The organism is Halobacillus sp. ABA4_118, assembly GCF_056160205.1.
The window spans coordinates 1795517-1821792 of record NZ_JBSWWS010000001.1; the positions used below are offsets into that span (position 1 = coordinate 1795517).

General features: G+C 47.4%; 27 protein-coding genes and 1 riboswitch. Of the genes, 12 read left to right on the forward strand and 15 right to left on the reverse strand.

Annotated features, from left to right (window positions below; all coding sequences use genetic code 11):
- Positions 1–440 precede the first annotated feature (440 nt).
- The gene (locus ACXAGL_RS08915; RefSeq protein ID WP_474972264.1) at positions 441–1682 is read left to right on the forward strand and encodes a dicarboxylate/amino acid:cation symporter; all 1242 of its coding nucleotides are present in this window, start codon (positions 441–443) and stop codon (positions 1680–1682) included.
- 192 nt (positions 1683–1874) lie between these two features.
- Complete coding sequence (locus ACXAGL_RS08920) at positions 1875–2102, forward strand: hypothetical protein (protein ID WP_474967123.1); 228 nt, start codon at positions 1875–1877, stop codon at positions 2100–2102.
- Here ACXAGL_RS08920 and ACXAGL_RS08925 read toward each other — a convergent pair.
- Positions 2099–2257, reverse strand: coding sequence for a hypothetical protein (locus ACXAGL_RS08925; RefSeq protein WP_474967124.1), 159 nt, complete (start codon positions 2255–2257; stop codon positions 2099–2101). The two genes, ACXAGL_RS08920 and ACXAGL_RS08925, sit on opposite strands and share 4 nt — an antisense overlap.
- Positions 2258–2385: 128 nt before the next feature.
- Between ACXAGL_RS08925 and ACXAGL_RS08930 the strand changes: the two genes are divergently transcribed.
- From ACXAGL_RS08930 to ACXAGL_RS08940, 3 genes are all read left to right on the forward strand, one after another.
- Entirely contained in the window at positions 2386–2940 is a 555-nt protein-coding gene (locus ACXAGL_RS08930; RefSeq protein ID WP_474972262.1) for a methyltransferase family protein, read from the forward strand.
- 12 nt (positions 2941–2952) lie between these two features.
- Positions 2953–4467, forward strand: coding sequence for a phytoene desaturase family protein (locus ACXAGL_RS08935; RefSeq protein WP_474990847.1), 1515 nt, complete (start codon positions 2953–2955; stop codon positions 4465–4467).
- Positions 4468–4577: 110 nt separating this feature from the next.
- Positions 4578–5564 (forward strand): sodium:calcium antiporter, encoded by a 987-nt coding sequence (locus ACXAGL_RS08940; RefSeq protein WP_474967127.1) that lies wholly within the window; start codon positions 4578–4580, stop codon positions 5562–5564.
- Between the two features lie 32 nt (positions 5565–5596).
- Here the strand turns inward: ACXAGL_RS08940 and ACXAGL_RS08945 are convergent, their stop codons facing one another.
- Positions 5597–6601 carry a DUF3231 family protein gene (locus ACXAGL_RS08945; protein WP_474990849.1) on the reverse strand — a complete coding sequence of 335 codons (1005 nt, stop codon included), beginning with the start codon at positions 6599–6601 and terminating at the stop codon, positions 5597–5599.
- An 18-nt stretch (positions 6602–6619) separates the two neighbouring features.
- A complete protein-coding gene (locus ACXAGL_RS08950) occupies positions 6620–6841 on the reverse strand; it encodes a hypothetical protein (RefSeq protein WP_474990851.1) in 222 nt (73 codons plus the stop codon).
- Positions 6842–6974: 133 nt separating this feature from the next.
- On the opposite strand from ACXAGL_RS08950, the gene ACXAGL_RS08955 reads away from it, so the two are divergent.
- Positions 6975–7619, forward strand: a complete 645-nt coding sequence (locus ACXAGL_RS08955; RefSeq protein ID WP_474972259.1) for a uracil-DNA glycosylase — start codon at positions 6975–6977, stop codon at positions 7617–7619.
- Between the two features lie 61 nt (positions 7620–7680).
- Here ACXAGL_RS08955 and ACXAGL_RS08960 read toward each other — a convergent pair whose 3' ends face one another.
- From ACXAGL_RS08960 to ACXAGL_RS08990, 7 genes are all read right to left on the reverse strand, one after another.
- Positions 7681–8310, reverse strand: a complete 630-nt coding sequence (locus tag ACXAGL_RS08960; RefSeq protein WP_474990853.1) for a hypothetical protein — start codon at positions 8308–8310, stop codon at positions 7681–7683.
- Entirely contained in the window at positions 8303–8869 is a 567-nt protein-coding gene (locus tag ACXAGL_RS08965) for a sigma-70 family RNA polymerase sigma factor (protein WP_474990855.1), read from the reverse strand. Before ACXAGL_RS08965 ends, ACXAGL_RS08960 begins: the two co-directional genes overlap by 8 nt.
- 340 nt (positions 8870–9209) lie before the next feature.
- Entirely contained in the window at positions 9210–9305 is a 96-nt protein-coding gene (locus ACXAGL_RS08970; RefSeq protein ID WP_156896547.1) for a putative holin-like toxin, read from the reverse strand.
- 191 nt (positions 9306–9496) lie between these two features.
- The gene (locus ACXAGL_RS08975) at positions 9497–10894 is read right to left on the reverse strand and encodes an ammonium transporter (RefSeq protein ID WP_474990857.1); all 1398 of its coding nucleotides are present in this window, start codon (positions 10892–10894) and stop codon (positions 9497–9499) included.
- A gap of 24 nt (positions 10895–10918) precedes the next feature.
- Positions 10919–11260, reverse strand: coding sequence for a P-II family nitrogen regulator (locus ACXAGL_RS08980; protein WP_474967134.1), 342 nt, complete (start codon positions 11258–11260; stop codon positions 10919–10921).
- Positions 11261–11447: 187 nt separating this feature from the next.
- Positions 11448–12485 (reverse strand): ribonucleotide-diphosphate reductase subunit beta, encoded by a 1038-nt coding sequence (locus tag ACXAGL_RS08985; protein WP_474990859.1) that lies wholly within the window; start codon positions 12483–12485, stop codon positions 11448–11450.
- Positions 12486–12502: 17 nt separating this feature from the next.
- Entirely contained in the window at positions 12503–14734 is a 2232-nt protein-coding gene (locus tag ACXAGL_RS08990) for a ribonucleoside-diphosphate reductase subunit alpha (protein ID WP_474990860.1), read from the reverse strand.
- Positions 14735–14867: 133 nt separating this feature from the next.
- Positions 14868–15041, reverse strand: a riboswitch (cobalamin riboswitch).
- A 192-nt stretch (positions 15042–15233) separates the two neighbouring features.
- Between ACXAGL_RS08990 and ACXAGL_RS08995 the strand changes: the two genes are divergently transcribed.
- Positions 15234–15917, forward strand: a complete 684-nt coding sequence (locus ACXAGL_RS08995; protein WP_474990861.1) for a class I SAM-dependent methyltransferase — start codon at positions 15234–15236, stop codon at positions 15915–15917.
- A 34-nt stretch (positions 15918–15951) separates the two neighbouring features.
- On the opposite strand, the gene ACXAGL_RS09000 is transcribed toward ACXAGL_RS08995, so the two are convergent.
- Positions 15952–16842 (reverse strand): alpha/beta hydrolase, encoded by an 891-nt coding sequence (locus ACXAGL_RS09000; protein WP_474967138.1) that lies wholly within the window; start codon positions 16840–16842, stop codon positions 15952–15954.
- A gap of 209 nt (positions 16843–17051) precedes the next feature.
- Here ACXAGL_RS09000 and ACXAGL_RS09005 point away from each other — a divergent pair, with 209 nt between their 5' ends.
- Positions 17052–17477 carry a pyridoxamine 5'-phosphate oxidase family protein gene (locus ACXAGL_RS09005; RefSeq protein WP_474970328.1) on the forward strand — a complete coding sequence of 142 codons (426 nt, stop codon included), beginning with the start codon at positions 17052–17054 and terminating at the stop codon, positions 17475–17477.
- A gap of 35 nt (positions 17478–17512) precedes the next feature.
- Here the strand turns inward: ACXAGL_RS09005 and ACXAGL_RS09010 are convergent, their stop codons facing one another.
- Both ACXAGL_RS09010 and ACXAGL_RS09015 read right to left on the reverse strand, forming a co-directional pair.
- The gene (locus tag ACXAGL_RS09010) at positions 17513–18397 is read right to left on the reverse strand and encodes a cation diffusion facilitator family transporter (protein ID WP_474967139.1); all 885 of its coding nucleotides are present in this window, start codon (positions 18395–18397) and stop codon (positions 17513–17515) included.
- A gap of 125 nt (positions 18398–18522) precedes the next feature.
- Positions 18523–19899 (reverse strand): DUF2254 domain-containing protein, encoded by a 1377-nt coding sequence (locus tag ACXAGL_RS09015; protein ID WP_474972251.1) that lies wholly within the window; start codon positions 19897–19899, stop codon positions 18523–18525.
- A 118-nt stretch (positions 19900–20017) separates the two neighbouring features.
- On the opposite strand from ACXAGL_RS09015, the gene ACXAGL_RS09020 reads away from it, so the two are divergent.
- On the forward strand, positions 20018–20467 hold the full coding sequence (locus ACXAGL_RS09020) for a GNAT family N-acetyltransferase (protein WP_474990862.1): 450 nt from the start codon (positions 20018–20020) through the stop codon (positions 20465–20467).
- Between the two features lie 75 nt (positions 20468–20542).
- Complete coding sequence (locus ACXAGL_RS09025; RefSeq protein WP_474990863.1) at positions 20543–21997, forward strand: aldehyde dehydrogenase family protein; 1455 nt, start codon at positions 20543–20545, stop codon at positions 21995–21997.
- Positions 21998–22132: 135 nt separating this feature from the next.
- Here the strand turns inward: ACXAGL_RS09025 and ACXAGL_RS09030 are convergent, their stop codons facing one another.
- Both ACXAGL_RS09030 and ACXAGL_RS09035 read right to left on the reverse strand, forming a co-directional pair.
- The gene (locus ACXAGL_RS09030) at positions 22133–22300 is read right to left on the reverse strand and encodes a hypothetical protein (RefSeq protein WP_474967143.1); all 168 of its coding nucleotides are present in this window, start codon (positions 22298–22300) and stop codon (positions 22133–22135) included.
- A gap of 158 nt (positions 22301–22458) precedes the next feature.
- Positions 22459–23631 carry an aminotransferase class I/II-fold pyridoxal phosphate-dependent enzyme gene (locus ACXAGL_RS09035; RefSeq protein WP_474967144.1) on the reverse strand — a complete coding sequence of 391 codons (1173 nt, stop codon included), beginning with the start codon at positions 23629–23631 and terminating at the stop codon, positions 22459–22461.
- A 149-nt stretch (positions 23632–23780) separates the two neighbouring features.
- Between ACXAGL_RS09035 and ACXAGL_RS09040 the strand changes: the two genes are divergently transcribed.
- Both ACXAGL_RS09040 and ACXAGL_RS09045 read left to right on the forward strand, forming a co-directional pair.
- Entirely contained in the window at positions 23781–25112 is a 1332-nt protein-coding gene (locus ACXAGL_RS09040; protein WP_474990864.1) for an FAD-dependent oxidoreductase, read from the forward strand.
- A gap of 67 nt (positions 25113–25179) precedes the next feature.
- Entirely contained in the window at positions 25180–26256 is a 1077-nt protein-coding gene (locus tag ACXAGL_RS09045) for a nitric oxide synthase oxygenase (RefSeq protein WP_474967146.1), read from the forward strand.
- The last annotated feature ends 20 nt before the right edge of the window (positions 26257–26276 follow it).

The window sequence follows — 26276 nt, forward strand, 5'->3', positions numbered from 1 at the left end:
GAACGGCCGCTTGAGAGGCGGCTGTTTTTTTATGCATGGATTGTATATAATATACAACGCCTTTTATATTTTTATAAAATTGTAATATATTCTAAAATTTCTCATAATCCTGTAAAGACTGTCCTACAGCGGTTCTTCCGGCCGGTGAATCGCAGCAATCTCTCCAGTATGCGGATGCATAAAAAACTGCCAGCAAATTCTATTCAAAATTTAGTCATTCTGTGCTATAATCTATAAAGCACGATCCATCCACATGGTTGCAGCCAATAGTTAATGTCCGAAACTACGCCTACACACTCACACCCAAAGAGGTACAAACGCCCCGCTGCGTACGTCTTTTTTTAATGGTTCAAGACTGTTTTTTTCACTTTTTTTAAGAAATCAAGCTTGAAGGAAATAATAAGAAAGCGCTATCATATCTGTTTTCAGGAGGTTACGTCATGAAGTTAACAACCAAGATTTTTATTGGTTTAATCCTTGGTGCTGCGGTAGGTCTGGGTCTCCATTTAGCTGCACCCGATCTATTTACAACTTTGGATGCCTATATTTTCAGTCCATTGGGGACCGTCTTCTTAAATCTTATTAAGATGCTCGTCGTCCCGATTGTCTTCTTCTCCATCACTTTGGGAACGGCTTCCCTGGGTGATCCGAAGAAACTGGGGAGAATCGGCGGGAAAACCATCGGCTTCTTTCTAGCTACAACAACGATCGCCATTTCCATTGCGATCGGGCTTGCCTACCTCTTCCAGCCGGGCGATATTAATATCAGTACGGCTAATGCGGAGTATGAAGCCCAGGAGGCACCTGGTGTTGTAGAAACCTTTACGAACATTATTCCGACCAACCCGATCCAGTCTATGACGGATGGAAATATGCTGCAAATCATTGCCTTTGCGATCTTTATCGGTTTTGCTCTTGCTATGCTCGGCAAGAAAACAGAAGGGATCTATAAACTGGTGGAGCAGGGGAACGAAATTATGATGTTCCTCGTTAATCTGATTATGCGTTTTGCGCCGTATGGTGCTTTTGGTCTTCTTGCTTCCGCTATCGGAACAATGGGCATTGACGGTATGCGTGCGATGGGTATGTATATGTTTGTCGTCCTTCTCGGGCTGTTCATCCATGCCATTGTCACGTACGGTTCTGCTGTATCCTTCCTGGGTAAGATGAATCCGATTACGTTCTTCAAAGGGTTTTTCCCTGCTATGACGGTTGGATTCAGTACATCCAGTTCAAGCTCCACGCTGCCGATCTCTATGAAAACGGCGCAGGAAAACTTAAATGTCCCTAAACCTGTCAGTAGTTTCGTTCAGCCTCTCGGGGCCACCATCAACATGGACGGGACAGCAATTATGCAGGGTGTGGCGACGATTTTCATCGCCCAGGTTTATGGATCTGATTTATCTTTCACTTCATTAATTATGGTCGTGTTAACTGCCGTACTAGCGAGTATCGGTACGGCCGGAGTGCCGGGTGTCGGTCTGATCATGCTTGCCATGGTACTGAATCAGGTATCCCTGCCGGTCGAAGGTATTGCGTTGATTATCGGTATTGACCGTCTTCTTGATATGACAAGAACAGCTCTTAACATTACTGGAGATGCTGCGTGTGCAGTTGTTGTCGCTGAATCCGAGAAAAAGCACGGTGGATTGGATGAGGAAACACAACGTATGCAAGCATAAACGGAACACTGAAAAAGTGCAACCTTTTGGTTGCACTTTTTTTATTTTCTAAAAGTCTGCTGTGCCGGGCTTCATTCTGTTTCAAATGGAAGGAGGGAGCGCTGGGGATCATCCACGTCTCGACGTGTAAGGAAAGTCCTGCAGGGGTATAGTAGAAGATAGATATAAAAGTAGGAAGAGGTGAGTGTTCCCATGTTTTATTCTGTAACATTTCAAAAAATTATCTACTTAACCGCCATCGGGGTGATTATCGGGGCAGTTGTCGGTTTTTCCGCTGTTCTCGGGTTCGATCTCGGTGGAACATCCTTTATCCTTTCCATGTTTCTGAGTATTCTGCTCGTTTATGTAACGGCTATGTATGCAGAGCTCTATCACATCAGGGAGGCTATCAATAAACAGCGCAGAGAAGACCGGCGTTAACGAGGGCCGTTAAGCAGGCTGTAGGAAAGGACGACCAGATAGAGGAGGGCGAGAATTGCGACTGTCCAGTAGGTTCCTCTTGATAACTTTTTGAAAATCACGAAAAAAGTAGCGGTTACAGCGGAGAGGATGAAGATCCAATAAAATGCTTCCATCTTGATGCTCCTTTCTTTCTTTATATACTAAAGCCCTTCTTTGGGATGGGCAAGACCTGTTTACGGATGAAGGAACAGGGGAAAAAGGAGTTTAGTAGCAGCTATGCATGTGGAAAGGAGGGGCTGCTTTGTCTGTCTTTGAACTACTTTTTATGGTGGTGACCGTTTTCTGGATTGCGGAGTTTTTTATTTTCCGAAACGACAGATCTGACGGTGGTGACCAGGAACGCCGCTCCTTTCCGCTGATTTTTATCATTGTCGTCCTGACCGTCGGTTCTTCTCTTGGATTAAGAGAAGGCGCGGTGGGAATCACCACTGCCCAATGGGTATGGTGGACAGGACTGATCTTGTATGCTTCAGGGACGGCTCTCCGGTATTGGGGGATTCTCCATTTGAAGGAGCAGTTTACAAGGAATGTGGCGGTACGGAAAGGGGACAGGCTCGTGAGTTCAGGACCTTATCGGCTGCTGCGTCATCCTTTGTATACAGGGTTGTTTTTCATTGTTGTCGGCTTTTGTCTCGGAACCGGCAATGTCTATCCCGCTGTTCTATTTGGCATACTGATAACGATCGCTTTACTACATAGAATCCGGCTCGAAGAAGCGATGTTGACGAAAGAACACGGCGAGATGTACAGGGAATGGTGTGGAAAAAGGTACCGCTTCATTCCTTTTGTTTATTAATTTTGGAGGTGGATGGGTTTGAATAAGAAAACAGCGATTGTTGTAGGTGCAGGACTGGGCGGGATGTCCGCTGCAATCCGGTTGTCCGCAGATGGATATAATGTAAAGGTCATTGAAAAGAACAGCAACATCGGCGGAAAGTTGAACCGCCGCGAAGGAAAAGGCTTTACGTTTGATACAGGACCATCCATATTGACGATGCCGTGGGTGCTGGAGCAGCTCTTCGCCAGTGTTCACCGACGTCTGGAAGACTATATTACAGTGGAGCGGGTGGAGCCGCAGTGGCGCACCTTCTTTGAAGACGGTACACAGGTGGATGTAACGAGTGACCTTCCGAATATGTTGGAGGAAATGTCCAAAGTGACGAACCGTCCGAACCGAAAGCTGACAGATTTCCTTTCCTACAGCCAGGATATGTATGAATTGTGCATGAAGAGTTTTTATAAGTACAGCATCCAGGACTTGAAAGACTTGAAGAAACATCATAAGCTGAACGAATTGATGCAGATGGATCCGCTCAGTACGGTTGCGAAGTCCACGCATAAACAATTCAACAATCCTTATTTAGAGCAGCTTTTCAACTATTTCGTCATGTATGTGGGATCCAACCCATATTCAGCCCCTGCCATCTTGAATCAGCTCGTTTACGTCCAGCTGGGTCTTGGCATTCATTATGTCAAAGGCGGCATGTATAAGATTGCGGAAGGGATGGGCCGGTTGATGGACGAACTCCGCGTCGACGTTCATCTGAATACACCTGTGCAGCGCCTTGTTGTCGAAAATGACCGCGTGACAGGTGTGGAAACCGAAGATGGCACGCTGCACGAGGCTGATATTGTCGTTTCCAACCTCGAAGCGATTCCAGCTTACAGAAAGCTGGCACCGAAGACTTCCAAAGTGAAGAAGGAAACGAAATCTCTGGAGAAGAAGTTCGATCCGACGGTTTCCGGTCTTGTTATGCTTCTTGGTACAGACCGCAAGTTCGATCACTTGAAGCACCATAACTTCCTGTTCTCTGAAGATCCTGAAAAAGAATTCAAGCAGATTTTTGAAGAAGGAAAGCCGGCAGACGACCCGACCATCTACATCGGTATTTCTGCTCGTTCGGACGAAACCCAGGCGCCGGAAGGCAAGGACAACTTGTTTGTCCTGACCCACGTGCCGCCGATGACAGGTAAAAAACAGAAACCTGTGGACTGGGACGCTTACAGGGAAGTAGTTCTGGATAAGCTGGAACGTATGGGAATTGAAGGACTGCGTGATTCCATCGAGTTTGAATACCGGTTCACCCCGGAAGACTTGGAAGCTCTCTATGGTCCGAACGGCGGTTCCATTTATGGCATTGCAGCGGATAAGAAATCCAACGGTGGATTTAAAATTCCTTCCAAGAGTCAGGTGTTTGAAGGCTTGTACTTTGTCGGCGGGTCCACCCACCCGGGAGGCGGTGTCCCTATGGTGACACTTTCCGGCCAGCTGACCGCTGATTTGATTAAAGAGTATGAAAATGAAGCCGTACCTCAATCCTGAATACGTCTATATCCAGAAAAGACCAGCAAAAAGCGCTGGTCTTTTCGTTTATACACGGTTTACCGGGGGTATGGGGTAGGAGTTGCGAGAATTGAGTCTGGAGTGATTATATGAGCAGCTGGATCATTTTTGCGCTCTTTATATTATCAGGGGTCAGCACCTTTTTTGTGGCTTCCCGATTATCGATATATGGAGATGCGGTAAAAGAAAAAACGAAAGCGTCCTCTGCATTTATGGGAGCGATCATCGGAATCGCCATATCCCTGCCGGAGTTGACATCAAGTGTTACGGCAATCATCATTGACAGTCCTGATCTGGCTGTTGGTAATTTAATTGGAAGTAACTTGTTTAATATTATGGGTCTGGCTATTTTTGACATCGTTTATAGAAGGTATCAAATTCTTACCCATGCCACGGCGGAAAGCAAGATGTACGGCTGGCTGGTTATTTATATGACGATCATCGTCATAGCTGGATTGAGTCTGACGCTGCCGACGCATATATTCCATATCAGTTATACATCCATCGCTGTCATTATGCTGTATTTCATCGGGTCTAAATTCATCAATAACCGGACGTCCTATCAAGGGAGGAAAGTTAAGAAGCAGAATGAGCGGTATAAGGACTTTACGTACAAGCAGGTATTGTTCAGGTTTATTATGTATGCTTTGTTGATCATGGTCATTGGAAGTGTGCTGACGATTACAGCCGAACGGATATCTGTAATTACTGGTATCGGAGCTTCGTTTATCGGAGCCTTCCTAGTAGCGATCAGTACATCGCTTCCTGATGCCGTCAGTGTAGGGACGGCTTTAAAGTTGAGGAATTTCAACCTCGGCATCAGTTCGCTCCTGGGCAGTAACGCCTTCAATTTGATGATCCTGGCGATTACCGATTTGATTTACATCAAAGGGAATCTGCTTCAGCAGTCCTCTCCTGCGAACCTTTTTACAGGAGCGGCTTCGATTTTATTTATCCTGCTGATTATTTACAGCATTACCAGGAAAAAGGTGCAGCCTTGGAGCTACATGCTTCCTTCCGTTTTAATCATCATCAGTTATTTTGTGACGACGTATCTCGTTTTTCAGATCAAATAATAAAGCAGGGGGAAGCTTTCCTCCTGCTTTTTTTATTCAGATAGGCGTGGGCGGTCCGGTGCAAGCGGAGGCTGCTCGATCCAGCCTTTTTTAATTCCGATATGAAAACCTTCTGAGGAGAAGCGGGCGCTTTCCAAAAGGAGCCGGGCGGTGGCCAGAGACAGATCTTTGCGTGCTGTTTGAGCCAGGGCCGTTCCATAGTTGGCCATTCCGTTCGATGCAGCAAGTCCAGCGTGGTAAAACATCAGTTTGTCAGAAAACAAAGGAACATCAGATTCCGTCACTTCAGGGTCCCACAGCTGGGGAGCGGGCAGGTCTTCCGCCATCAATTGATTGATGAAAAAATGGATATGCTTATGGGCGGTTTTTCGTCCCTTCACCATATACTTTCGCAATTCATCGGAATCAGCGGATTGACTGAAGGCGATCATCAATGACTTCCCAAGCATATTCGTATCAAGGTTGATGTACAATTCTTTGATTTCCAAAGCAGAAATGGCCCGCTGTGACCCTTTGATGTGGCCCAGAAACGACCGGTCCTCCACCATTTTGACTTCGGTAGGTATAGGAATGGCCGGAGTGCGGATGACAATCCCCTTTTCAAGGAGAGCTTCGATGGCTGCATTAAAAATGTCGGCATATTCCTGTAGACTCTTAAGGAAAAACATCCGGATATCACGGCGGTGAGAGGCGAACATCGCGTTGGAATAATTCAGAATCGATGAGCGGCTCATTTCTTTTAGATAGAAAATATAAAACTTATCCGAAAACATTCGTGGAGCATCGAGAAACACATCCTGTTCACCGAAGCCCTCCGGGGTTTTCATGCCTTCCTGATCGAAAATCTGTCGATAGTGCTTGATCCGCTTCTTTACTAAAGAGGCATTGAGTTCCAGAAGTCTATGGGCATCTCTGTCTTTGACGTTTTGGAGGAAGCTGTCCATCACGCAGTTGATCATTGTTTCTCCTAGATACCCGGACCATAGCACTCCGATTTCGCCTGAAGTTAATGGAACAATACGTCCATCCTGGCTCATATGACACACCTTCCTGTTTTATGAATGATTATTTTGAGAGGCTGCATAATACTGAATCCAAAAGCGGAATTCATCAAAAAACAACTCAGGAGAGAGCTCCATATGCTCGAAAAAGTCCTCCAAGAGCGCTGGTTCCATGTCATCCAGCAGTCCTGTTACATACAGGGGTGTTTTAAATCGATGGTAGACACTGCTATACCCGTAATCGCTGAAAATGTCAGCCATATCCTGCTCTGTCACAAATACCGCCTCCTTTTTTATAGCGTGTCATCCTCCTGCTGAATTATACGACAGAAGCAGGAAATCCGGAGGTCCGCGTGTAACAGCGGGGTCCTGGTGGAACATAAATAAAAAAGAAAAGGGGGAGATGGCTGTGAAATGGCCCGAAGAGCTGGTTAATGAGGCGGAAAAGAATATGGAACCTTACGATGTGGAGGGATTTGTTCTTGGGTCCGGAGATGAGAAAGCGGACATTATGATTGTCGGAGAGGCACCGGGGGAGAATGAAGCGGTTAAAGGCAGGCCGTTCATCGGCCGTGCCGGAGATGAGCTGAACAAGCACCTGGATTATGCGGGCCTCTCTAGGGAAGAGGTTTATATTACAAGCGTTGTGAGGAGCCGTCCTTACAAGTGGGTGGATACAAATAAAAAAGGGAGTGGAGGGAGGCGGAAGGCGAACCGGAAGCCCAATCAAAAAGAAATCGATGCCCACGCCCACCTGCTGGACTACCAGATTGCCGAAATGGATCCGAAAATCATTATTGCCCTCGGAGGTGTGGCTTATCAACGGCTGACCGGGAGAAAAGATAAGATGACAGACGTGATTGGGCAATCCTTTCAGGTTCCTGTTCAGAAAAAAGGGGACACTGGCTACGAGCTGACTGAAAAAACATACACAATCATTCCGTTGTATCACCCGGCTGCGGTTTTTTACAATCCGGGGATTAAAGATACCATCTGGGAGTCTTTGGATCATCTGAAGAACGAGATAGAAAAGAACAGCCGCGGGGAAGGGTGACTGTTCTTGTGTGGAAGATTCAGGTCAGGAAGAGGTTTCGAATTTGATGCTAATCATTTATTCAGCTGTCCGAACTGTTTGAAGGGAGTTTTTCAAATACAAAATACCCTTGTGTGCTGACAGTGGGCGATCCGATTCCTGTGCTGCGCCAGCTTTGGACGGCTACTTTGTCTGTTTGTTTTTCTCCTTTGATTGTATAAATCTTCGCTTCCGGCTGGAAGCTGTTCACCTGGGCCAAAGGTTCGGCTTCTTCGCCGGGAGACTGGTGGCCGATCACGCCTACGACTTCACCAAGCTGTTCTTTGGAAACAAGAGTGTTGGTCTGATAAAATTCCTCATCTTCATAAATGATATATGTTTCCCGAACCATCGTTGAAGAGGTATGAGCAATATCGGCTCCTGCTGGGGGGGCGGGTGCTTTCACATGGATTGGAGTGGATTGGTAGGCCATTGAACCAGCTTCTTCTGTAGAGGGGCCGTTTGTGTTCCACGTGACTGTAAAAGCAGCAGCTGTAACGAAAGCCGGGACCCACACCCTTGTTTTCATCAAGAAGCTGGACTTGTGCCGGATCTTTCTCTGCTTCATCGTGTGAATCACGTTTTTTTTCATATATCGCTCATCAAATGGAACATGGCCGTACTTGACGCGGTGGTTCATTTTCTTTAATTTTCTGTCCGTCAAATCATTCACTCTGTGAACTCCCTTCCGTTGTCATCCGTTCCTGAAGAAGCTGGCGGGCCCGTCTCAACCTTGTCTTAACTGTATTCGGACTGGTATTCAAGACGTCTGCCATGCTTTTGATATCAAATTCTTCAAAGTAGTATAAGATGATGATTTCCCGGTATTTATCCTCTAGAGTTAATACGTGGGCAAGAAGTGCTTCATCTTCATCCCGGCGAATCACCAATTCCTCCGGGTTTTCTCTCGGGGAAGGAATCGACCTGAACAGTTCGGTTCCTTTTTTAACGACACGCTTCATATAGGAGCTTTTTAAATGGTCTTTACATAAGTTGACGTTAATTTTGTACAGCCATGTTTTAATAGAAGATTCTTGTTTGAAGGAATGGTAGCTTTGGTAGGCTTTGATGAAGGTTTCCTGTGTAATGTCCTCAGCTGCTGCATAATCTTTTACATAAGAGTAAGCGAGCCACTTGAGATCATGGCCGTATTGACGTATCCATTCTTCAATCCGTTGTTCATCCAGTTCATCGGGTTCATAAGCAGGCTGCGGCCGCTGTCTGCGTATCAATTTGTCCCACCTCATCTGTTTAGACGACACTCCCCGGAAAAAAGTTTTCATCCGTTGTCTTTTACTCTTATATTCGTCGTAATGACTGTTTTATCCTTGTCTGTGATCAGGATCATAAAAGCTGTTCCACGTGAAACCTGGCGGATGATAAAGAATGATAGGTGCAGACCGTGTAGAAATAAGGAAGCTGATGGAGGGATAACGGCGTGTGAGCGGTAAACTTTTTTCTTATGTTCTCTCCTATTTATGCTATAATAAAAGAGAATCGGCGGCAGATGCAGCTGCCGCCGCGATACCGTTCGCACAGGAAGACAGGATAGACCTTCACGTTCGTGAAGGTCTATTTTTTATTGTTCATTTTTATGATGAGCGCAAGGAGGGTAATGATGAATGTTCCAAACGCAAACATGATCATGAGGGCTTCATATGTGCTCATTTCAGGCCTCACACCCTTTCTAGTACAAAGTTCTGTTTATGATAGGGAACGGTATCTATCTACAAGGATACCATAATTTTCGAAAAATAAGAACGTGTGTTCGTAAAATAGACGAAAGGAACTAAAAAGGGATAGATTCACGGTGAAGTGAATCTATCCCTTATAGCAGGGGCGGGGTATTGCTTTTTCTCTTATTGTGCGGTTTTTTCCTTCGGTTTTTCCGGGGCCTGTTCAGACTGCAGGTCATTTAAACGGTGCAGCAATCCGACTCCGAAATCTTTAGAACCGTAATCAAGGTTTTCGTTGAAGATTCCTCTGGAGCTTTCATACGCCTGAGAACCATGTTCGGCGAAGTCCAGTCCGGCAATTTCTTCCTGACGGGAAACGCGGATACCCACAGCTGCTTTAATGACAGCCACCGTAGCAGCAGTTGTTACCATTGTCCAGGCAATGACAGCAAGTATGCCGACGGCCTGGATGCCAAGAAGGGATGCTCCGCCTCCGTATAGTAAACCGCCTTCGACAGCGAACAATCCGACGGCCAATGTCCCCCAGATTCCACAGATGCCGTGCACTGCGATGGCGCCTACAGGGTCATCGATACGTACGACGCGGTCCAGGAACTGTACGGCCTCCACGAGAATGACACCGGCAATCAATCCGATCACAATGGCGCCGGCCAGTGAAACGTTTGCTGTGCCGGCTGTGATCCCGACAAGGCCGGCAAGGGCGCCGTTTAATGTCAGGGAGGCGTCGATACGTTTGAACTTCGCATACGAGTAGAAACCTGACCCGAGTACACCGGCAGAAGCGGACAGCAGAGTAGTTGCAATGACAGAAGGGACGAGGGAAGGGTCGGCAGCCAGTGTGCTTCCGCCGTTGAACCCGAACCAGCCGAACCATAGAATGAAAACACCGAGAGCGCCGAGAGGAATGTTATGTCCAGGAATGACATTCACGGTTTTTCCACTGTACTTTCCGATACGAGGTCCGAGGAATAGAACGGCCGTGACCGCACCCAGGGCGCCCGTGAGGTGGACGACGGTGGACCCGGCAAAGTCTACGAACCCAAGTTCAGCGAGCCAGCCTCCACCCCATACCCAGTGGCCGACAACAGGATATATGAAACCAGTCATGACAATCGTAAGTAAAAGGTAGGATCCCAGTTTAATACGTTCCGCTACAGCACCTGAAATGATGGTTGCACAGGTAGCGGCAAAGACAGCCTGGAAGACGAAGAATCCGATTTGATCTTCCTGTCCGGATAATAGGAAGCCGTCTAGACCGATGAGGCCGCCTCCGGATGATCCGAACATGATGCCGTAACCAACAATGAAATAGAGAACAGCGGCGATCGACATCGTCATGAAATTTTTCATGAGGATATTCAAGGCGTTCTTCGAGCGGGTGAATCCGGATTCGACCATCGCAAAGCCTGCGTGCATAAAGAATACTAAAAAGGCGGCAATCATTACCCAGGCCATATCAACGGATTGAAGTACAGATTCAGCGGTTACGGTCGTCTGAGCGCTGGCGGCGACAGGAAAGCTGAAAAGAGCCAGCAGTGATAAAGGAATAACTTTCTTCATAAATGGATCGTCCTCTCCTATAAATTAAATAAGTGCCTGTTTGCCAGTTTCCCCTGTCCGGATCCGGAAGACCTCATCGATGGTGGATACGAATATTTTCCCATCCCCGACTTCATCAGTAGCGCAGGCTTCCAGGATGACATCAACGACAGAGCCGAGCTCGTGGTTCTCAATGACCATTTCAACCTTGACCTTCGGGTACAATTTGATTTCAAAACGGTTCCCTCGGAAGATTCCTTCCTGACCTTTCTGTTGACCGCATCCAGCTACTTCTGAAACGGTAAGCCCCTTGACTCCGAGGGCGTCCAGCTGCTGCCGGAGCTCTTGGAAAGCTTCGGGACGGATGATGGCTTCGACCTTTTTCATAAGCTCATTTCCTCCTCTTATTCATGTCAGGAAATATGACATGAGTAGTAGTTGTTATTTACTATATAAGAAATATTCTGAAAAATCAATACCTTTATTGTAAATATGTGAGGAAAGTTGACATGTTCGTGAGGGGAGAAAAAAGCCTGCCGGAACGCAAGGGTCCCCGGCAGGCTTTTCGGCAGGCTTATAAGTCATCAAATCCGTTCGTATCGGATACTTTTGTATATTGCCTGGATTTCTGTTCGAAGAAATCCGATTTTCCTTCATCCACGTCCTGATAGGCACGGATCCACTTGAATGGATTTGTATCCTGTTCAGGGTAAGGCTTATCCGTGCCAAGCATCCGGCACCGTTTGTTTGCGATATAGCGGATATAATCTTCAAGATCATCCATCGGTATGCCCGGAAACTGATCTCCGATAAGGTGGCGTCCCCATTTGATCTCAAGCTCTGTCGCTGTTTTAAACGTTTCTTTCGCGAATTCACGGTAAGCATCGGCATCAAGCTGAGGGTTTTCATTCAACGTCTCATTGAATATCCGCGTGAACAAGCTCACGTGAATCTGTTCATCGCGATTAATGTAGTTGATCATCGTACTGGTGGAGACCATTTTCTGATTACGGGCAAGGTTATAGAAAAAGGCGAACCCGGCATAGAAAAAGAGTCCTTCCAGGACGACGTCATAGACGATGGATTTCAAAAAGGAATCCAGGGAGGGGTCATCAATGAAATCCTGATAGCCGTCGGTAATGAACTGATTGCGCTCCTTCAGGACGTCATCGTGCTTCCAGTATTCAAAAATCTTTTCCTGTTCCTGCTGGTCTACGAGGGAGGACAGGACATAAGAGTAGGACTGGTTATGGACAACTTCCTGGAACGCCAGCACCTGCATGAGAGCGGACAAACTGGAATCGGTTAGATAATCCGAGATTTTTCCTGAGTAATCAGTCTGGACCGAATCCAGAAAAGCGAGCAGGCCGATAATCTTCTTGAACGATTCCTGTTCCTGGGCGCTCAGCTCCGGCCACTGCTTCAGGTCGTTGCTCATGTTGATTTCACTCGGAATCCAGAAGTTGGCGAGCATCGTTTTATACATCGGGTAGGCCCACGGATAGCGGGTGTCATCCCAGTTCAATATATTGGAGCTGCGTCCGTTGACGATTCCGGTGGACGCATTAGGTGCTTCGTGGTCGACTAACTTTCGTTTGTTTAATGTTTCCATAAGTCTTGGTCTCCTTTTTACGATGAGCAGCTTTCACAAGCATCAAAGTCTCCGGAACTTGAAGTGGAGCGGGTATAGTAAGTGGTTTTCAGACCGTTTTTCCATGCATCCATATGCAGCGCAAGCAGTTCCTTGGCCTGAATGGTATTTCTGACATACAGGTTGAAGGAAATGGACTGATCGATATATTTCTGGCGGATGCCGTTCTGGCGGATGCTTGCGTGCTGATCCACATCATAAGCGGATGGATAGTACCCGTAGGTTTCATGGTTCAGTTCGGGAGCTGTCACCGGGATTTTATAATTTTTCTTTTCTTCGGAGTAGAATTTCTTGAATACCGGATCAATACTTGCTGTACTGCCGGCAATTAAGGAGGTACTGGAGTTTGGCGCCACAGCCATCAAATAACCGTTTCTCATGCCTTGCTGGGAGACTTTCTTCTGCAGGGCTTTCCAGTTCCACGTGCCTTCCTGGTCAAACGACCGTTTAACAAAAAATTCTCCGGTTTCCCAGTCGGATCCCTCGAAATATGGATAGCTTCCTTTTTCAGCGGCCAGCTGACTGCTTGCTTCAATGGCGTGGTAGGCAAGCGCTTCATATACCTCCGATGTATATTCGAGAGCCTCATCTGATTCCCAGTCCAGCTGCTTCTTGGCGAGAAGGTGTGCCCAGCCGAAGGTACCGAGACCGACGCCGCGGTAGGAATGGTTTGTTAACTGCGCTTGAAGGACAGGAATCGTATTTTGTTCAATGACATTATCCAGCATACGAACCTGGATGCTTACGAGGCGCTTCATAACGCCCGCAGGAACGGCACGGCCTAAGTTGACACTGGACAGGTTACAGACGACAAAATCCCCCGGGGTTTTTACCGAAATGATTTTTCCGTCTTCGACATACTGTTCCTCCTGCACAGTCGCTTTTTGATTCTGGGCAATTTCTGTACAGAGGTTACTGCAGTAAACCATGCCCTGATGGCTGTTGGGGTTCATACGGTTCACTTCATCCCGATAGAACATGTAAGGGGTCCCGGTTTCCAGCTGACCGATCATGATCCGCTTCATAATTTCAATGGCGGGTACTTTTTCCCTGGACAAATCAGGGTTTTCGATACAGGCCTGGTATTTTTCCCGGAAAGAACCGGCTCCTTTATGTTCATCAAAGTGGTCTTCCAGAGAAAAGCCCATAACCGTACGAACTTCGTGAGGATCGAATAAATACCAGTCCTCCCGGTTTTCCACCGCTTCCATAAATAAGTCAGGGATGGATACCCCTGTAAACAAATCGTGGGTGCGCTGACGTTCATCTCCGTTGTTCAGCCGGCTGTCCAGAAACGGGAAGATATCCTTATGCCATACGTCCAGATACACGGCGACCGCTCCCTGACGCTGGCCGAGCTGATCCACGCTGACCGCGGTGTTGTTCAACTGTTTCATCCATGGAAGGACCCCTGAGGAAACGCCTTTGAATCCACGGATATCGCTGCCGCGGCTGCGGATTTTACCTAAGTACACACCGATGCCCCCGCCATGCTTGCTCAAATTGGCAATGTCTGTGTTGCTGTCATAGATGGACTGGAGAGAATCATCGATGGTATCAATGAAACAGGAGCTTAACTGTCCATATCTCTTTCCGGCGTTGGAAAGGGTCGGGGTAGCAACGGTCATGTACAGGTGACTGAGAGCCCAGTACGCTTCCTTCACAAGAGAGAGGCGCTTGTTTTCATCTTCCTGAGCCATTAAAACCATGGCAATAATCATAAAACGCTCTTGAGGGAGCTCGAAAATCTCCCCGGACTTACTTTTTGCCAAATAACGGTCCGACAGCGTTTTCAGACCGATATACGTAAATAAGTGATCCCGTTCCGGCGTGATAACCTGTTCCAGTTCATCCAGTTCTTCTTTTTTGTAATAAGTGAGCAGCTTGTGTGTGTAAATCTGTTTCTCGATCAACGTCTCAATCAAGCCATGAAAATTTTGATAGGCCTTCGTTGTGCTGCGGTTCCCTGCAGAGGCTTCGTACATACGGGTGAGCAGGATCCGGCTGGCCGCATAAGTCCAGTCCGGTGCCGCTTCATCTATTTCGGCGAGGCACTCGAGGATAAGGGCATCTGCCTGTTCATCATAGGGTTTGTCTGCGATCTGTGAAGACTGCTTTTCTAAAAAATCGTCCAGGGGAAGCTGAGGAAAGTCGTCCTTCCATTGTTGAATCTTGTCCGTCCAGCTTGTCGTCGTTAATGTGGCAGCCATAGTGTCACTCCTTTTTTTTCATAAAAAAAACCGCTCTTTGGGGGTGAGCGGATGAAACCATGAAACGAAAAAAAGGAAGAGACAAGGCTCTTTCATTTCATCGCTTCATCTTCTCAATCCCCGAAGAAGTTGAAACTGCGACGAATGAAGACAGGTCTCCTGGCTGACACTCGTTCTTACTCCGGTCCTTCCCGTGCGTGGCACAGTGGTTTTACCGTTTCGCGAGTGCTGACAGTTGCGGGGGCAGCTCCGGTTTTTCACCGGATTCCCTATTAAGCCTTGTGGCATCTTCGATTCGTTCATACTATATATAGTGTTTTTGTTGTTATTTAATAGCTTATCTAGTGTTTTTATCATAACGTGGGTGGATGAATCATGCAACTCTTTTCTTTTGGATGGTTGGTAGGATTCCCCTTTTTTCGATAAGGGAAACCAGTGAGTGGCGCGGTTTTATATACTATAATGAAAGTGGGAGAAAAATTTTTCAGGAGGGTTCAGAATGAGTGAAACATTTAACTGGCATAAGGAAGCAGAACGCCAATGGGACAGCCGTTCAGATATGTGGGGAGAAAAGAGCTGCACCATGTGGGAAGAGGGAAGCAGGAAGAGCATTGTCCCTTTTGTGAAAAAATATCTGCCGGCCGGCACAATTGCGGACCTTGGCTGTGGAGATGGATACGGTTCCTATATGTTATCCAAGGAAGGGTATGACGTGACAGGCGTGGACCTTTCCAAAGATATGGTGAACAAGGCCAATCAACGGGTGGACGATCATGCGCAGCTGAGGTTTGTGCAGGGCGATTTGGCGGATCTGCCTTTTGAAGATGAACAGTTCGATGGCGGAATGGCTGTTAATTCACTGGAATGGACAGAAGTACCTGCAGCGGGGCTGGAGGAAATGAAGCGGGTGCTGAAGCCGGGTGGACGCCTCTGTATAGGGCTTCTTGGCCCGACAGCAATGCCGAGAGTGAACAGCTACCGGAGGCTGTATGGGGAAAAAGTGATCTGCAATACGATGATGCCATGGGAATTACAGCAGCTGGCTGTTGAAAATGGCTGGGAAGTGATCGATGGAGAAGGCGTTTATAAAAGAGGGGTGGAACCTCACCTGCTTGCCGATCTTGATGAGGATTTGAAGCAGGCGCTGACATTTATGTGGCTGTTCATTTTGGAGAAAAAATAAACCGGCACCTATGAACAGGTGCCGGGAGTGTGGACTATAAATGCTCGTCAAAAGAGTTAAGGTTATCTTCGTCCGTTTCATCCCAAAGGAAAACGGCAAGCATCCGGTCCACTTCTGCAAGCTCATGCAGACCGGAATGTGTGGCCAGATTGTTGAAAATCAGCTCCTCTTTGTACTGACCGAAGGGAACAATCTTCTCCAGTCTGCTGACACTGGAAGAGTGGACGAGTCCATCCCAATGGTCTTCTTCCGGTTCCGTTCCGTTGATGACGCCCGCAATGGCAAGCACTTCAATTTCGGGCGGGAAGTTTTCCTTGTTTTCTTCCATCTGTCGGAGAGCTTCTGACCCGGGCTGGAGATCTGTGGTCGCCTCCCCATAGTTGGACGCAAAGTAGCCTTCCTTTTTAATGCCATTGAACGGACTTGCAATGACGGCCAGTTTTTCGACCTTGGGCGCCGGCAGGTCGGACTCTGACATGAGGTACCCGGCAGAAGCCAGGCCGCCCATCGAATGACCGACTAGATTCACCTGCTGGATCTTATGTTCCGTCCGCAGCTTCTTCATCACCTGCTGAAGCCAGTACGTCTGGTCCTGGATGCTTGCCCGGTTGTTTTCGAAAAGTACCTGGACAAATGGGCGGGGTGTACTGGAGAAGTTTCCTTGAATCGATACCATACCGGATGCAGAAACATAAATGGTCATATGTTTTTTCCCCCATTGAAGGTTTTCCATCCGGTCTATCATCGACTGAAAGCTGCGCGGGCCGCCTTTATATCCATGTACAAACAATGTCGGTGTCAGCTCAGAACGTTCCACCGGTTCAGAGCTGCTTGATTTTGCGCTTATAAAAAATATGAGAAGACCGATAAAAACCGAGCCTATGAAAATGAGGCTCCATTTTTTTGTAAACAGCTGCCGATTCAACACACTTCCTCCTGTTCCTTCTGTTAGATGATCGTTTCTTTTTATTTTAGCACAGACCCGGGTGGGCGCTGCGCATAGATGTACTATACCCCGGTGGTGTGAACTTCATGTCAATGATTTATCCCGGCACACTTTTTGGTTTACTTCCATTATTTCGGGGAAAACTGACTGTGAAATCAAAGAAATGAAAAGTGGAAAGGAGCATGACATTGAATCAGGAAGAATTGAAGCAGCAGATCCATCAACTGATGGATAATCATAAAGTTGGAACACTGGCTACGGTAAAGGACAGCAAACCGCACACCCGTTACATGACTTTTTTCAACGACGAGAATTTCACGTTTTTCACCCCGACGAGCAAGGAAACACATAAAGCGGAGGAGATCGAGGGAAATCCACACGTTCATATCCTTCTGGGATATGAAGGAGAAGGCTACGGCGATACCTACCTGGAAGTACAAGGGCAGGCGAAAATCCGCAGTGATCAGGAGATTAAAGAGTGGATTTGGAATGATGAGATGACACGATGGTTCGATGGCAAGGATGATCCTGAATTTGTCGTTCTTGAAATCCTCCCGGAAACGATCCGTTACATGAACAAAGGTTCCCATACACCGGAAACCCTGGAATTATAAGAACAACAAACAGCAGGCTGTCGAGCCTGCTGTTTTTAGGTTTCCAGCCCACATGGATCGTCTTCGTATTCAACTTCAATTGTTATGTGCTCCAGCTGGATGGATGTCAGTGTGTTTTTTACCCCTTCCTTAATGGAACAGATCTCCTGTTTCCCCGCATTTCCTGCTACGACTACGTGGGTGGAAAAAGCATGGTTTTCCCCATCAAGAGACCACAGGTGGGTATGATGGCTGGATAACACCCCTGGAAGGTCATCGATTTTTTTGATGATTCGTTTAAGGTCCACATCAGATGGAACAGCTTCCAGGAACAGCTTCATCGTTTGGACAAGATTTTTGACGACATTATACAAAATAAACAGAGTGATTCCAATGGAAGCCACAGGGTCCAGGATCGGTACGTCAAAGAACATCATGATAACACTGGCGATGAGAACAGCGATCCACCCGAGGACATCCTCAAGAAGGTGCCATGTCAGAACTTTCTGGTTCATGGAATCCCCGCCGCGCAGACGGAAAACGGCAGATCCGTTAATGACGATGCCGAGAATGGCCACGGCCAGCATCCCCCCGGCATGGGGTTCAGGGGGATCGAAAAGCCGGGGAACGGCTTCGACGAATATGAAAATGGATCCTACGATCAGGACGATACTATTGATAAGAGCGGCCAGAAGGGAGAAGCGCCGGTAGCCGAAGGAAAAGCTTTCGGATGTTCTTTTTTTGGAGAACTTCTGTAAAAACCATGCAAGGCCTAGAGAGAGCGAGTCTCCGAGGTCATGCAGCGCATCGGATAATATCGCCATACTATTCGTTAACAATCCGCCGATGATTTCAATTATGGTAAAAGCGAAATTCAGAAAGAAAGCGGTTTTGATTTTTCCGGTTGTCGAGTCTGCGTGATGATGATGGTGATGACCCATCCTTAAACCTCCCTTTATATGAATATATGTTCATATATTAAAAATAAGCAAAGAAGAAGAGGTTGTCAAACGATTTTCCATCGTTCCCCCTGAGGGGGGAGACTCCTATTCTCCTGCCATGCCTTTCAGCCATCGACTGGGTAAAAACGTCGGTAGATATGGTAATAGTCAAGCTTATGCCCTGTCGTCATGGCGAGCCTCTCCATCTCTTGAAGCAGGAAGGTTTTGTCGAGTTCATAAATGACTTTCTCTTCAATGTGATCAATGGTATTGCAGGCAAATTCCCAAAGCATTTCGTGTTTGGATTCATCAATGGATTCAGCAATAGATGCGATTGAACCGACAAGGTCGGTAATAATCAGATGGTTGTCCCGGGCATAATGCCGGATATAGCCGAAACCCCGGTAGATGTAGTACTCAAAGGATTCGGAAAGCAGGATGACACGAACCTGCCCGTCCTTATCCATCAAGTAAGGGGTGAAGGTAATATAATCTTCGACGGTGAGCATCAGTTCTGACATGCGGTAAATGGTATTGGAAGCCGTTTTGGGATCATCATTGCTGATGGATTTGATCGCAATTTCGGCAAGCTTATGCATCCCCATCTGCAGGTCCTGCAGCTCCGTCTCCTTATAGCCGATGCTGATCATCCGGATGTATTTCTCCTTTTCGATATGATCAGCTCCAGGCCCCCAGTAGCTGATCAGTTCATTTCCCCGCAGGATATAATCACCGACCTGTGCTTTGAATTGAACGATAATGTTATCTTTCCGAGCTTCTTCGATCATCGTCTGGTAATCGACAAGCTGGACATATCCGGATTGAACAGCACTGATAGGGAACGTCTTTTCCTGATAATCCTCCAGCAGATTGTCCGGGTTTTCACAGCGGTGAGCTTCAAGGTCTTTTCGGAGTGTCTGATTGATGATTTTCTCCGATGACTGCTTCATGGAGTCCGTGATGTTATGTACCTGCATCCATGTTGTCGCATGGTTGATGAAGTAAATAAACGTCACAGATGAAGTAAAGGCCATTAGAATCGTAATGGTCGGGACGGCCACAAAATACTCATATTCGGTATTCCCGATGAAAAGAAATACAAGAAGCACGTAAACAAAGTTCCCATTAAAAATACCCAGAGCATGCTGGGTCCGTTTATCAGAAACAAAGTTAATAAGCATCCTTGGAGAGAATTGTCCGCTGAAAGTTGTAAGCACAACAAGCAGGGAGTTCAATGTAAAGGCACTCAATGTAAGAATTCCGCCAATCAGAGTACTGACGAGCATTCGTGTGATATCGGCATTAATCCGGAAGAACTCATGTGTATATTGTTCCAGCTGAAAAGACAAGTCCAGATACAGGGTGGCTATGACGAAAAGAATCGAAGCGGCAATATAAATGAGCGGCATATACCAAATGGTCATTTGGATTTCATGTTTCCGCTGACGCTTCGACATCTCAAAATATTTACGTAAAGATATCGGGAGTATCTTCAAAAGCATGGGTGTTCCCTCCTTTTTTTGGGTGGAATCGTTATGAAAGAGACCACTTTATAATTCCCTTTCCTTCTTTTGTTAAAACCGTCATAATTGTAGGAAAATAGAGGGAGAGTGATCAGGAATGGACTTGAACTGGATGGAAAAAACGTATGAGCAGCTGACAAAGGAGGAACTGTACAGCATCTTGAAATTACGCGTCGAGGTATTCGTCGTAGAGCAGGAATGTCCGTATCCGGAAATTGACGGACGTGACCCCGAATGCCTGCACATCTGGATGGAGGATGAAGGAAGAGTGGCTGCTTACTGCCGGATCGTCCCCCCGGTTGAGGGTAATAACTCCTACAGCATCGGCCGTGTCATTGTACATAAGGATTATCGTGGAAAAGGAACGGCACGGAAGTTGATGGATAAGGCCATTCAAGCTGTCGAAACGAATTACCATACCGATCACATCTGGCTTTCAGGACAGGAACATTTAAGAGGGTTTTACGCTTCTTTCGGATTTGAGGAAATGACCGGCGTCTATCTTGAAGACGGCATTCCCCACGTGGATATGAAGAAGAATTTGTAAAGTGTCCAAATGTTTGAAAGGCATCCAGGCGGGAATGATAGCCCTGTATAGTTCCTGAATGGAGGTAATTGAGAAATGAGTCCACAAACATTTACGAAACAATATATCAATGGCCAATGGAAAAATGGCTCCAGTGAGAAATTTGTAGAGAATGTCAATCCATATACAGAGCAGTCCATCGCATCGATCCCGTCCGCCAACCAAGACGATTTGAATGAGGCATATGACGCGGCTGTCCAGGCGCAGGAAGGCTGGATGACAACGCTGCCTGCCGAGAAGCAGACGTATTTTGATCGGCTGCTTCACGTCGTGCAGGAGCGGAAAGAAGAAATCGTCGACTGGCTTGTGAAGGAATCCGGAAGTACGATCGTCAAAGCTGAAGTAGAATATCAGGCGGCTGTGTCCATCATCCGTGAATCCGCCAGTTTCCCGACGAGAATGTCCGGCTCAATTCTTCCGTCCAACACGCCGGGTAAGGAAAACCGGGTCTACCGTTCTCCTAAAGGGGTAATCGGCATTATCGGCCCATGGAACTTCCCATTCCACCTTGCTTTGAGATCCATTGCGCCGGCTGTTGCGACAGGAAATACGGTCGTCGTTAAACCAGCTTCTGATGCACCGGTAACGTCCGGCCTGCTCATTGCTGATTTATTTGAAGAAGCCGGCTTTCCGGAAGGTGTGATTAACGTTGTTGTCGGCCGTGGATCTGAAATCGGCGACGCTTTTGTTACTCACCCAGCCGCTAAGCTGATTTCCTTTACCGGTTCAACAGAAGTGGGCAGCCATATTGGAGAGCTGGCCGGTAAACACATTAAAGACACAGCGCTTGAACTTGGCGGGAACAACGCCATGATCGTCCTTGATGATGCAGATGTGGAGAAAGCCGTGCAGGCCGCTGCTTTCGGTAAATTCCTGCACCAGGGCCAGATCTGCATGTCTCTGAACAGAATCATCGTTCATGAAAGTGTTCATGATGCGTTCGTCGAGCAGTTCAAACAAAAAGTGGAAAGCCTGAAAGTCGGTGACCCTTCTGAAAAAGATACGGCGGTCGGACCATTGATCAACCGCGATGCTGTCGAGCGTATACAGGAAGATCTGCAAAAGACCCTTGATCAAGGGGCGGAAGTTCTTACAGGTGGAGAAGCAGATGGAAATGTTCTGCAGCCGACGGTGCTGACCGGTGTCACCAACGATATGCCGATTGCCAATAATGAAGTGTTCGGTCCTGTAGCTTCTGTCATCAAAGTGTCTTCGGAGGAAGAAGCGATTACAGTCGCGAATGGTTCTCCTTACGGTTTAAGTGGGTCTGTTTTCACCCGTGACGTCCACCGCGGCGTTGAAGTAGCGAAGCGTGTGGAAACGGGTATGATTCACATCAATGACCAGTCTGTGAACGATGAAGCGCATGTCGCTTTCGGAGGAGAAAAAGAGTCAGGCCTTGGTCGTTTCGGTGGCGAGTGGGCCCTCGACAAATTTACAACCGTAAAATGGATCGGAGTCATGAATGGCTATCGTGAATATCCATTTTAATCAAATGAAAAGCCCGGACCTTGTTAACAAGGTCCGGGCTTTTTTTTGGATGATATCGTTGTGGGTTCTCCAGAACTCTTCTGCCGTCAGGAAGGCTGCAAAAGGATAAGTAGTAGTGGAAAGGGAGGAGTGATGTTACAAATACTTCTCTATTTCCCATTTAGGGCCATGGGCAATTAACACGTTGAGTTTATCGGCATATTCTTTTGCATCTTCTTTGCGAGTAAATATCCGCTCTCTCCGGTCGATGGGATCCCTGAGGATTTCAATTACACTGCTGTCTTTTCGTATGAGCGCGTACATTCAAACCCCTCCTATAAGATATGTGTAATCTTTGTATAATATATATTTAAATCGATTTACAGTGAAAGTGCAACTTTTATTTTACGATAAAATCGAAATGATTAAGAAGAATTTCAACAAAAAACGCCTGTTCCTTGTAGAACAGGCGTTTTTGAGGTTTATTTTTCCGCGAATTTTTTGAAGCGTACAACAGCTTCCTTCAGTGTTTCTTCTGAATTATTCAAGCCGATACGCACATATCCTTCTCCACTCGCTCCAAAACCGATGCCGGGGGCCACAAACAATCCGGTTTCCTCAAGCAGGGCATCTGCAAAGGACTGGGAGGTATAGTCTTCCGGCACGCGCAGCCAGGCGAAAAATGAACCTTTGCACGGCTCTACATGGTATCCAGCCTCTTCCAGACCGGATAAAAGGAGATCGCGGCGCTGCTCATACGTAGCTGCCAGTTCCTCTACACCAGTCTGGGAACTTAGGAGGGCTGTAGCAGACGCTTTCTGGAGGCCGCCGAAAATACTGCAGAAATAGTGGTCCTGGATAGTTTCGATGGCTTTAATAACGCTGGGGTTCCCAACGGCGAAGGCCACGCGCCAACCGGCCATGTTAAAGGTTTTGGACATCGTGTAAACTTCTACACCTACATTTTTGGCACCTTCCACCTGCATGAAACTGAGCGGTTTGACGCCGTCAAAACCGATGGCTCCATAGGCGAAATCATGAATCACGCAGACATCATGCTTTTCGGCTTCTTTGATCGTTTCTTCGTAAAAAGCCTTGTCCGCTGTTGCCCCGGTCGGATTGTTCGGATAATTGAGGAACATAAGCCTGGCTTTTTCCCAGCTTTCGGCATCAATGGCTTCATAGTCCGGGAGGAAGTGGTTTTCAGCCAGCAGCGGCATCGGCTTCATTTCCGCTCCGACCATTTCGATTCCTGACCAATAATCCGGGTACCCGGGATCAGGCACGAGTGCGACATCTCCAGGATCAAGGAAGCACTGGCTTAACTCCACCAGGCCGGTTTTACTGCCGGGCATGATGGCGATCTCTGTTTCAGGGTCCAGGTCTACATCATACTCGCGCTTGTAAAACTCAGCGATCGCTTCCTTAAAGAACGGATATCCGTGGAAAGGAGGGTACTGATGAAATTCAGGGTTGTCGGCAGCTTCCTTCAAGGATTCAACAATGTGATCAGGAGTCGGCTGATCCGGGTTCCCCTGACCGAGGTTAATAGTGTCCCAGCCTTTATTTTCATAGGCATTTAATTTATCAATCAGCGTTGCGAAAAATTGATCCGGCAGACGCTGGATGGCTTTGGATGTTTGGAATTCTTTCATGGATGGTCACCTCAGACATATGTTTTTGGAAAAGTCGAACAAAAAGATAATATAGACAGTGTAACATGACGGAAGTTTGAGTGGGAACATTAATGGTAAAGAAGTAAAGATAGAAGGAACGTCTGCAAACAGGAAAAGGAGTGGGAAGAATGGATTATGTGATCATTGGCGGCGATGCGGCCGGAATGAGTGCGGCGATGCAGATCGTCCGTAACACAGAAGGCAGTACCATTACGGTACTGGAGAAAGGGGAGATTACTTCATACGGCCAGTGTGGTCTGCCCTATGTACTCAAAGGTGTGGTGGATTCAACGGAAGATCTCATTGCAAGAAAACCGGAAACCTTCCGTGAGAAATACGGCATTGATGTACGCATCCGTCACGAAGTGGAACAGGTGGATTGTGACCGGAAAAAAATCTACGCCAGAAACCTTGACGGTGACGAGCAGGTGGAAATCACGTACGATAAGCTCTTGATTGCTTCCGGTGCGTCCCCCATCGTCCCACCGTGGAATGGACGGCATCTGGACGGGATTTATACGTTGAAGACCATTCCTGATATTGAGGAAATCATGGCAGGAACGACGGAAGAGACAGAACATGTAACGATTATCGGGGGAGGGTATATCGGTCTTGAAATGGCGGAAAGCTACCGCGCCCTTGGAAAACAGGTGAGAATCATTGACCGTGGTGCTCAGCTTGCGAAAATTTTTGATGAAGACATGGGAGAACTGGTGCATGAGGAGGCCCGCACAAATGGTCTGGAACTCCATCTCAATGAATCTGTCGAAGGATTCAGGGGGGATGAACAGGTGGAAACCGTTGTCACGGACAAAGGAACGTATGCAACGGATCTCGTTCTTGTGGCTGCTGGTGTAACACCCAATACATCATTTCTTGAAGGGACAGGCATATACAAAGGGATCAAAGACGCTGTAGCCGTGAATGCTTTTATGGAAACCAGCATTCTGGACATTTATGCCGCGGGTGACTGTGCCGTTCAATATCACCGGGTCAAGGAAAAGATGGATTACATCCCGCTGGGGACCCATGCCAACAAACAGGGGCAGATCGCAGGATTGAATATGGCAGGCGTCCGTACACCTTTCCGTGGAATTACAGGCACATCCATTTTGAAATTTTTCGACTTGACGCTCGGGCGCACCGGCCTGTCCGTAAGGGAAGCCGAACAGGAGCAATTTTCAGTGAAGACGATGACTGTCCAATCCACACATGAAGCGGGTTACTACTCCAAGGATAACCCGATGACTGTAAAAGTGATTTACGATGCGGAAACCCGCCAGCTTCTGGGTGGTCAAATCATTGGAAAGGACGGGGTGGATAAACGGATCGACGTCCTTGCCACCGCCTTGTTCCACAAAATGAAGGTGGATGATCTGCAGGATCTGGATCTCAGCTATGCGCCTCCTTATAACAGCGTATGGGATCCGATCCAACAGGCGGCACGTAAAGCAGACTGATTGATAGGGGATTCTATGGGAATATGGTAGGATGGGGGATGAGCAACCTACAGGAGGATGTCATGCTGTGAATACAGATCTCTATACAAAGGCGGAGGAATTCATCCGCCTGTTCTACTATGAGCAACAACTTTCCGGAGTGGAGGACCGACTGGATGAAGTCCGGCAGTCCATCGACGAGGAAGGTACTTATACCCATACCTCTACGGAATTGGAATTCGGTGCCAAGGTGGCATGGCGGAACAGCAACCGTTGTATCGGCCGCCTGTTCTGGGATACGCTGCGCGTCTTTGATGCCCGCCATCTTGATACAGCCGAAGCTATGCGGGATGCCTTGTATGACCATATCGATTACGCTACAAATGGAGGACGCATCCGTTCAACAATCACCATTTTCAAACCGGAAACGGAAGAGCACCAGATCCGGCTTTGGAATCACCAGCTGATCCGGTACGCCGGCTATGAAGAAAATGGGAAGGTGACCGGGGATCCAGCTTCCGTGGAATTCACTAAACGCTGTCAGGAACTTGGATGGCAGGGGGAAGGAACGGCTTATGATGTTCTTCCTTTAGTCATTGAAGCGGATCATGGGCAGCCGCAGTGGTTTGAAATCCCTAAGGAGAAAATTTTAGAAGTCCCGCTGAGACATCCGGATTTTGACTGGTTTAAGGATTTGGAGTTGAAATGGTATGCTGTCCCCATTATTTCCGATATGCGTCTTGAAATCGGCGGGTTGAATTATACTGCAGCCCCGTTCAACGGGTGGTATATGGAAACGGAAATCGGAGCCCGTAACCTGGCTGATGAATTCCGTTATAATCTGCTCCCGGCAGTTGCTGAAGCGATGGGGCTGAATACGCGCCGCAATACATCGTTATGGAAGGACCGGGCCTTGATCGAATTGAATCAGGCCGTTCTTCATTCCTACCAGATGGATGGTGTGAATATCGTCGATCATCATACAGCTGCCAAGCAGTTTCAACGGTTTGAACAGAAAGAAAATAAATGTGGACGTCAGGCGACAGGTGATTGGACATGGTTGATTCCGCCTGTATCGCCCGCCGCGACGCACATTTTCCATTCTTCCTATGAAAACCGGATGGATTCACCGAATTATTTCTATCAAACGCCAGCCTATGAATAAGAAAACCGTCGGACCTATGA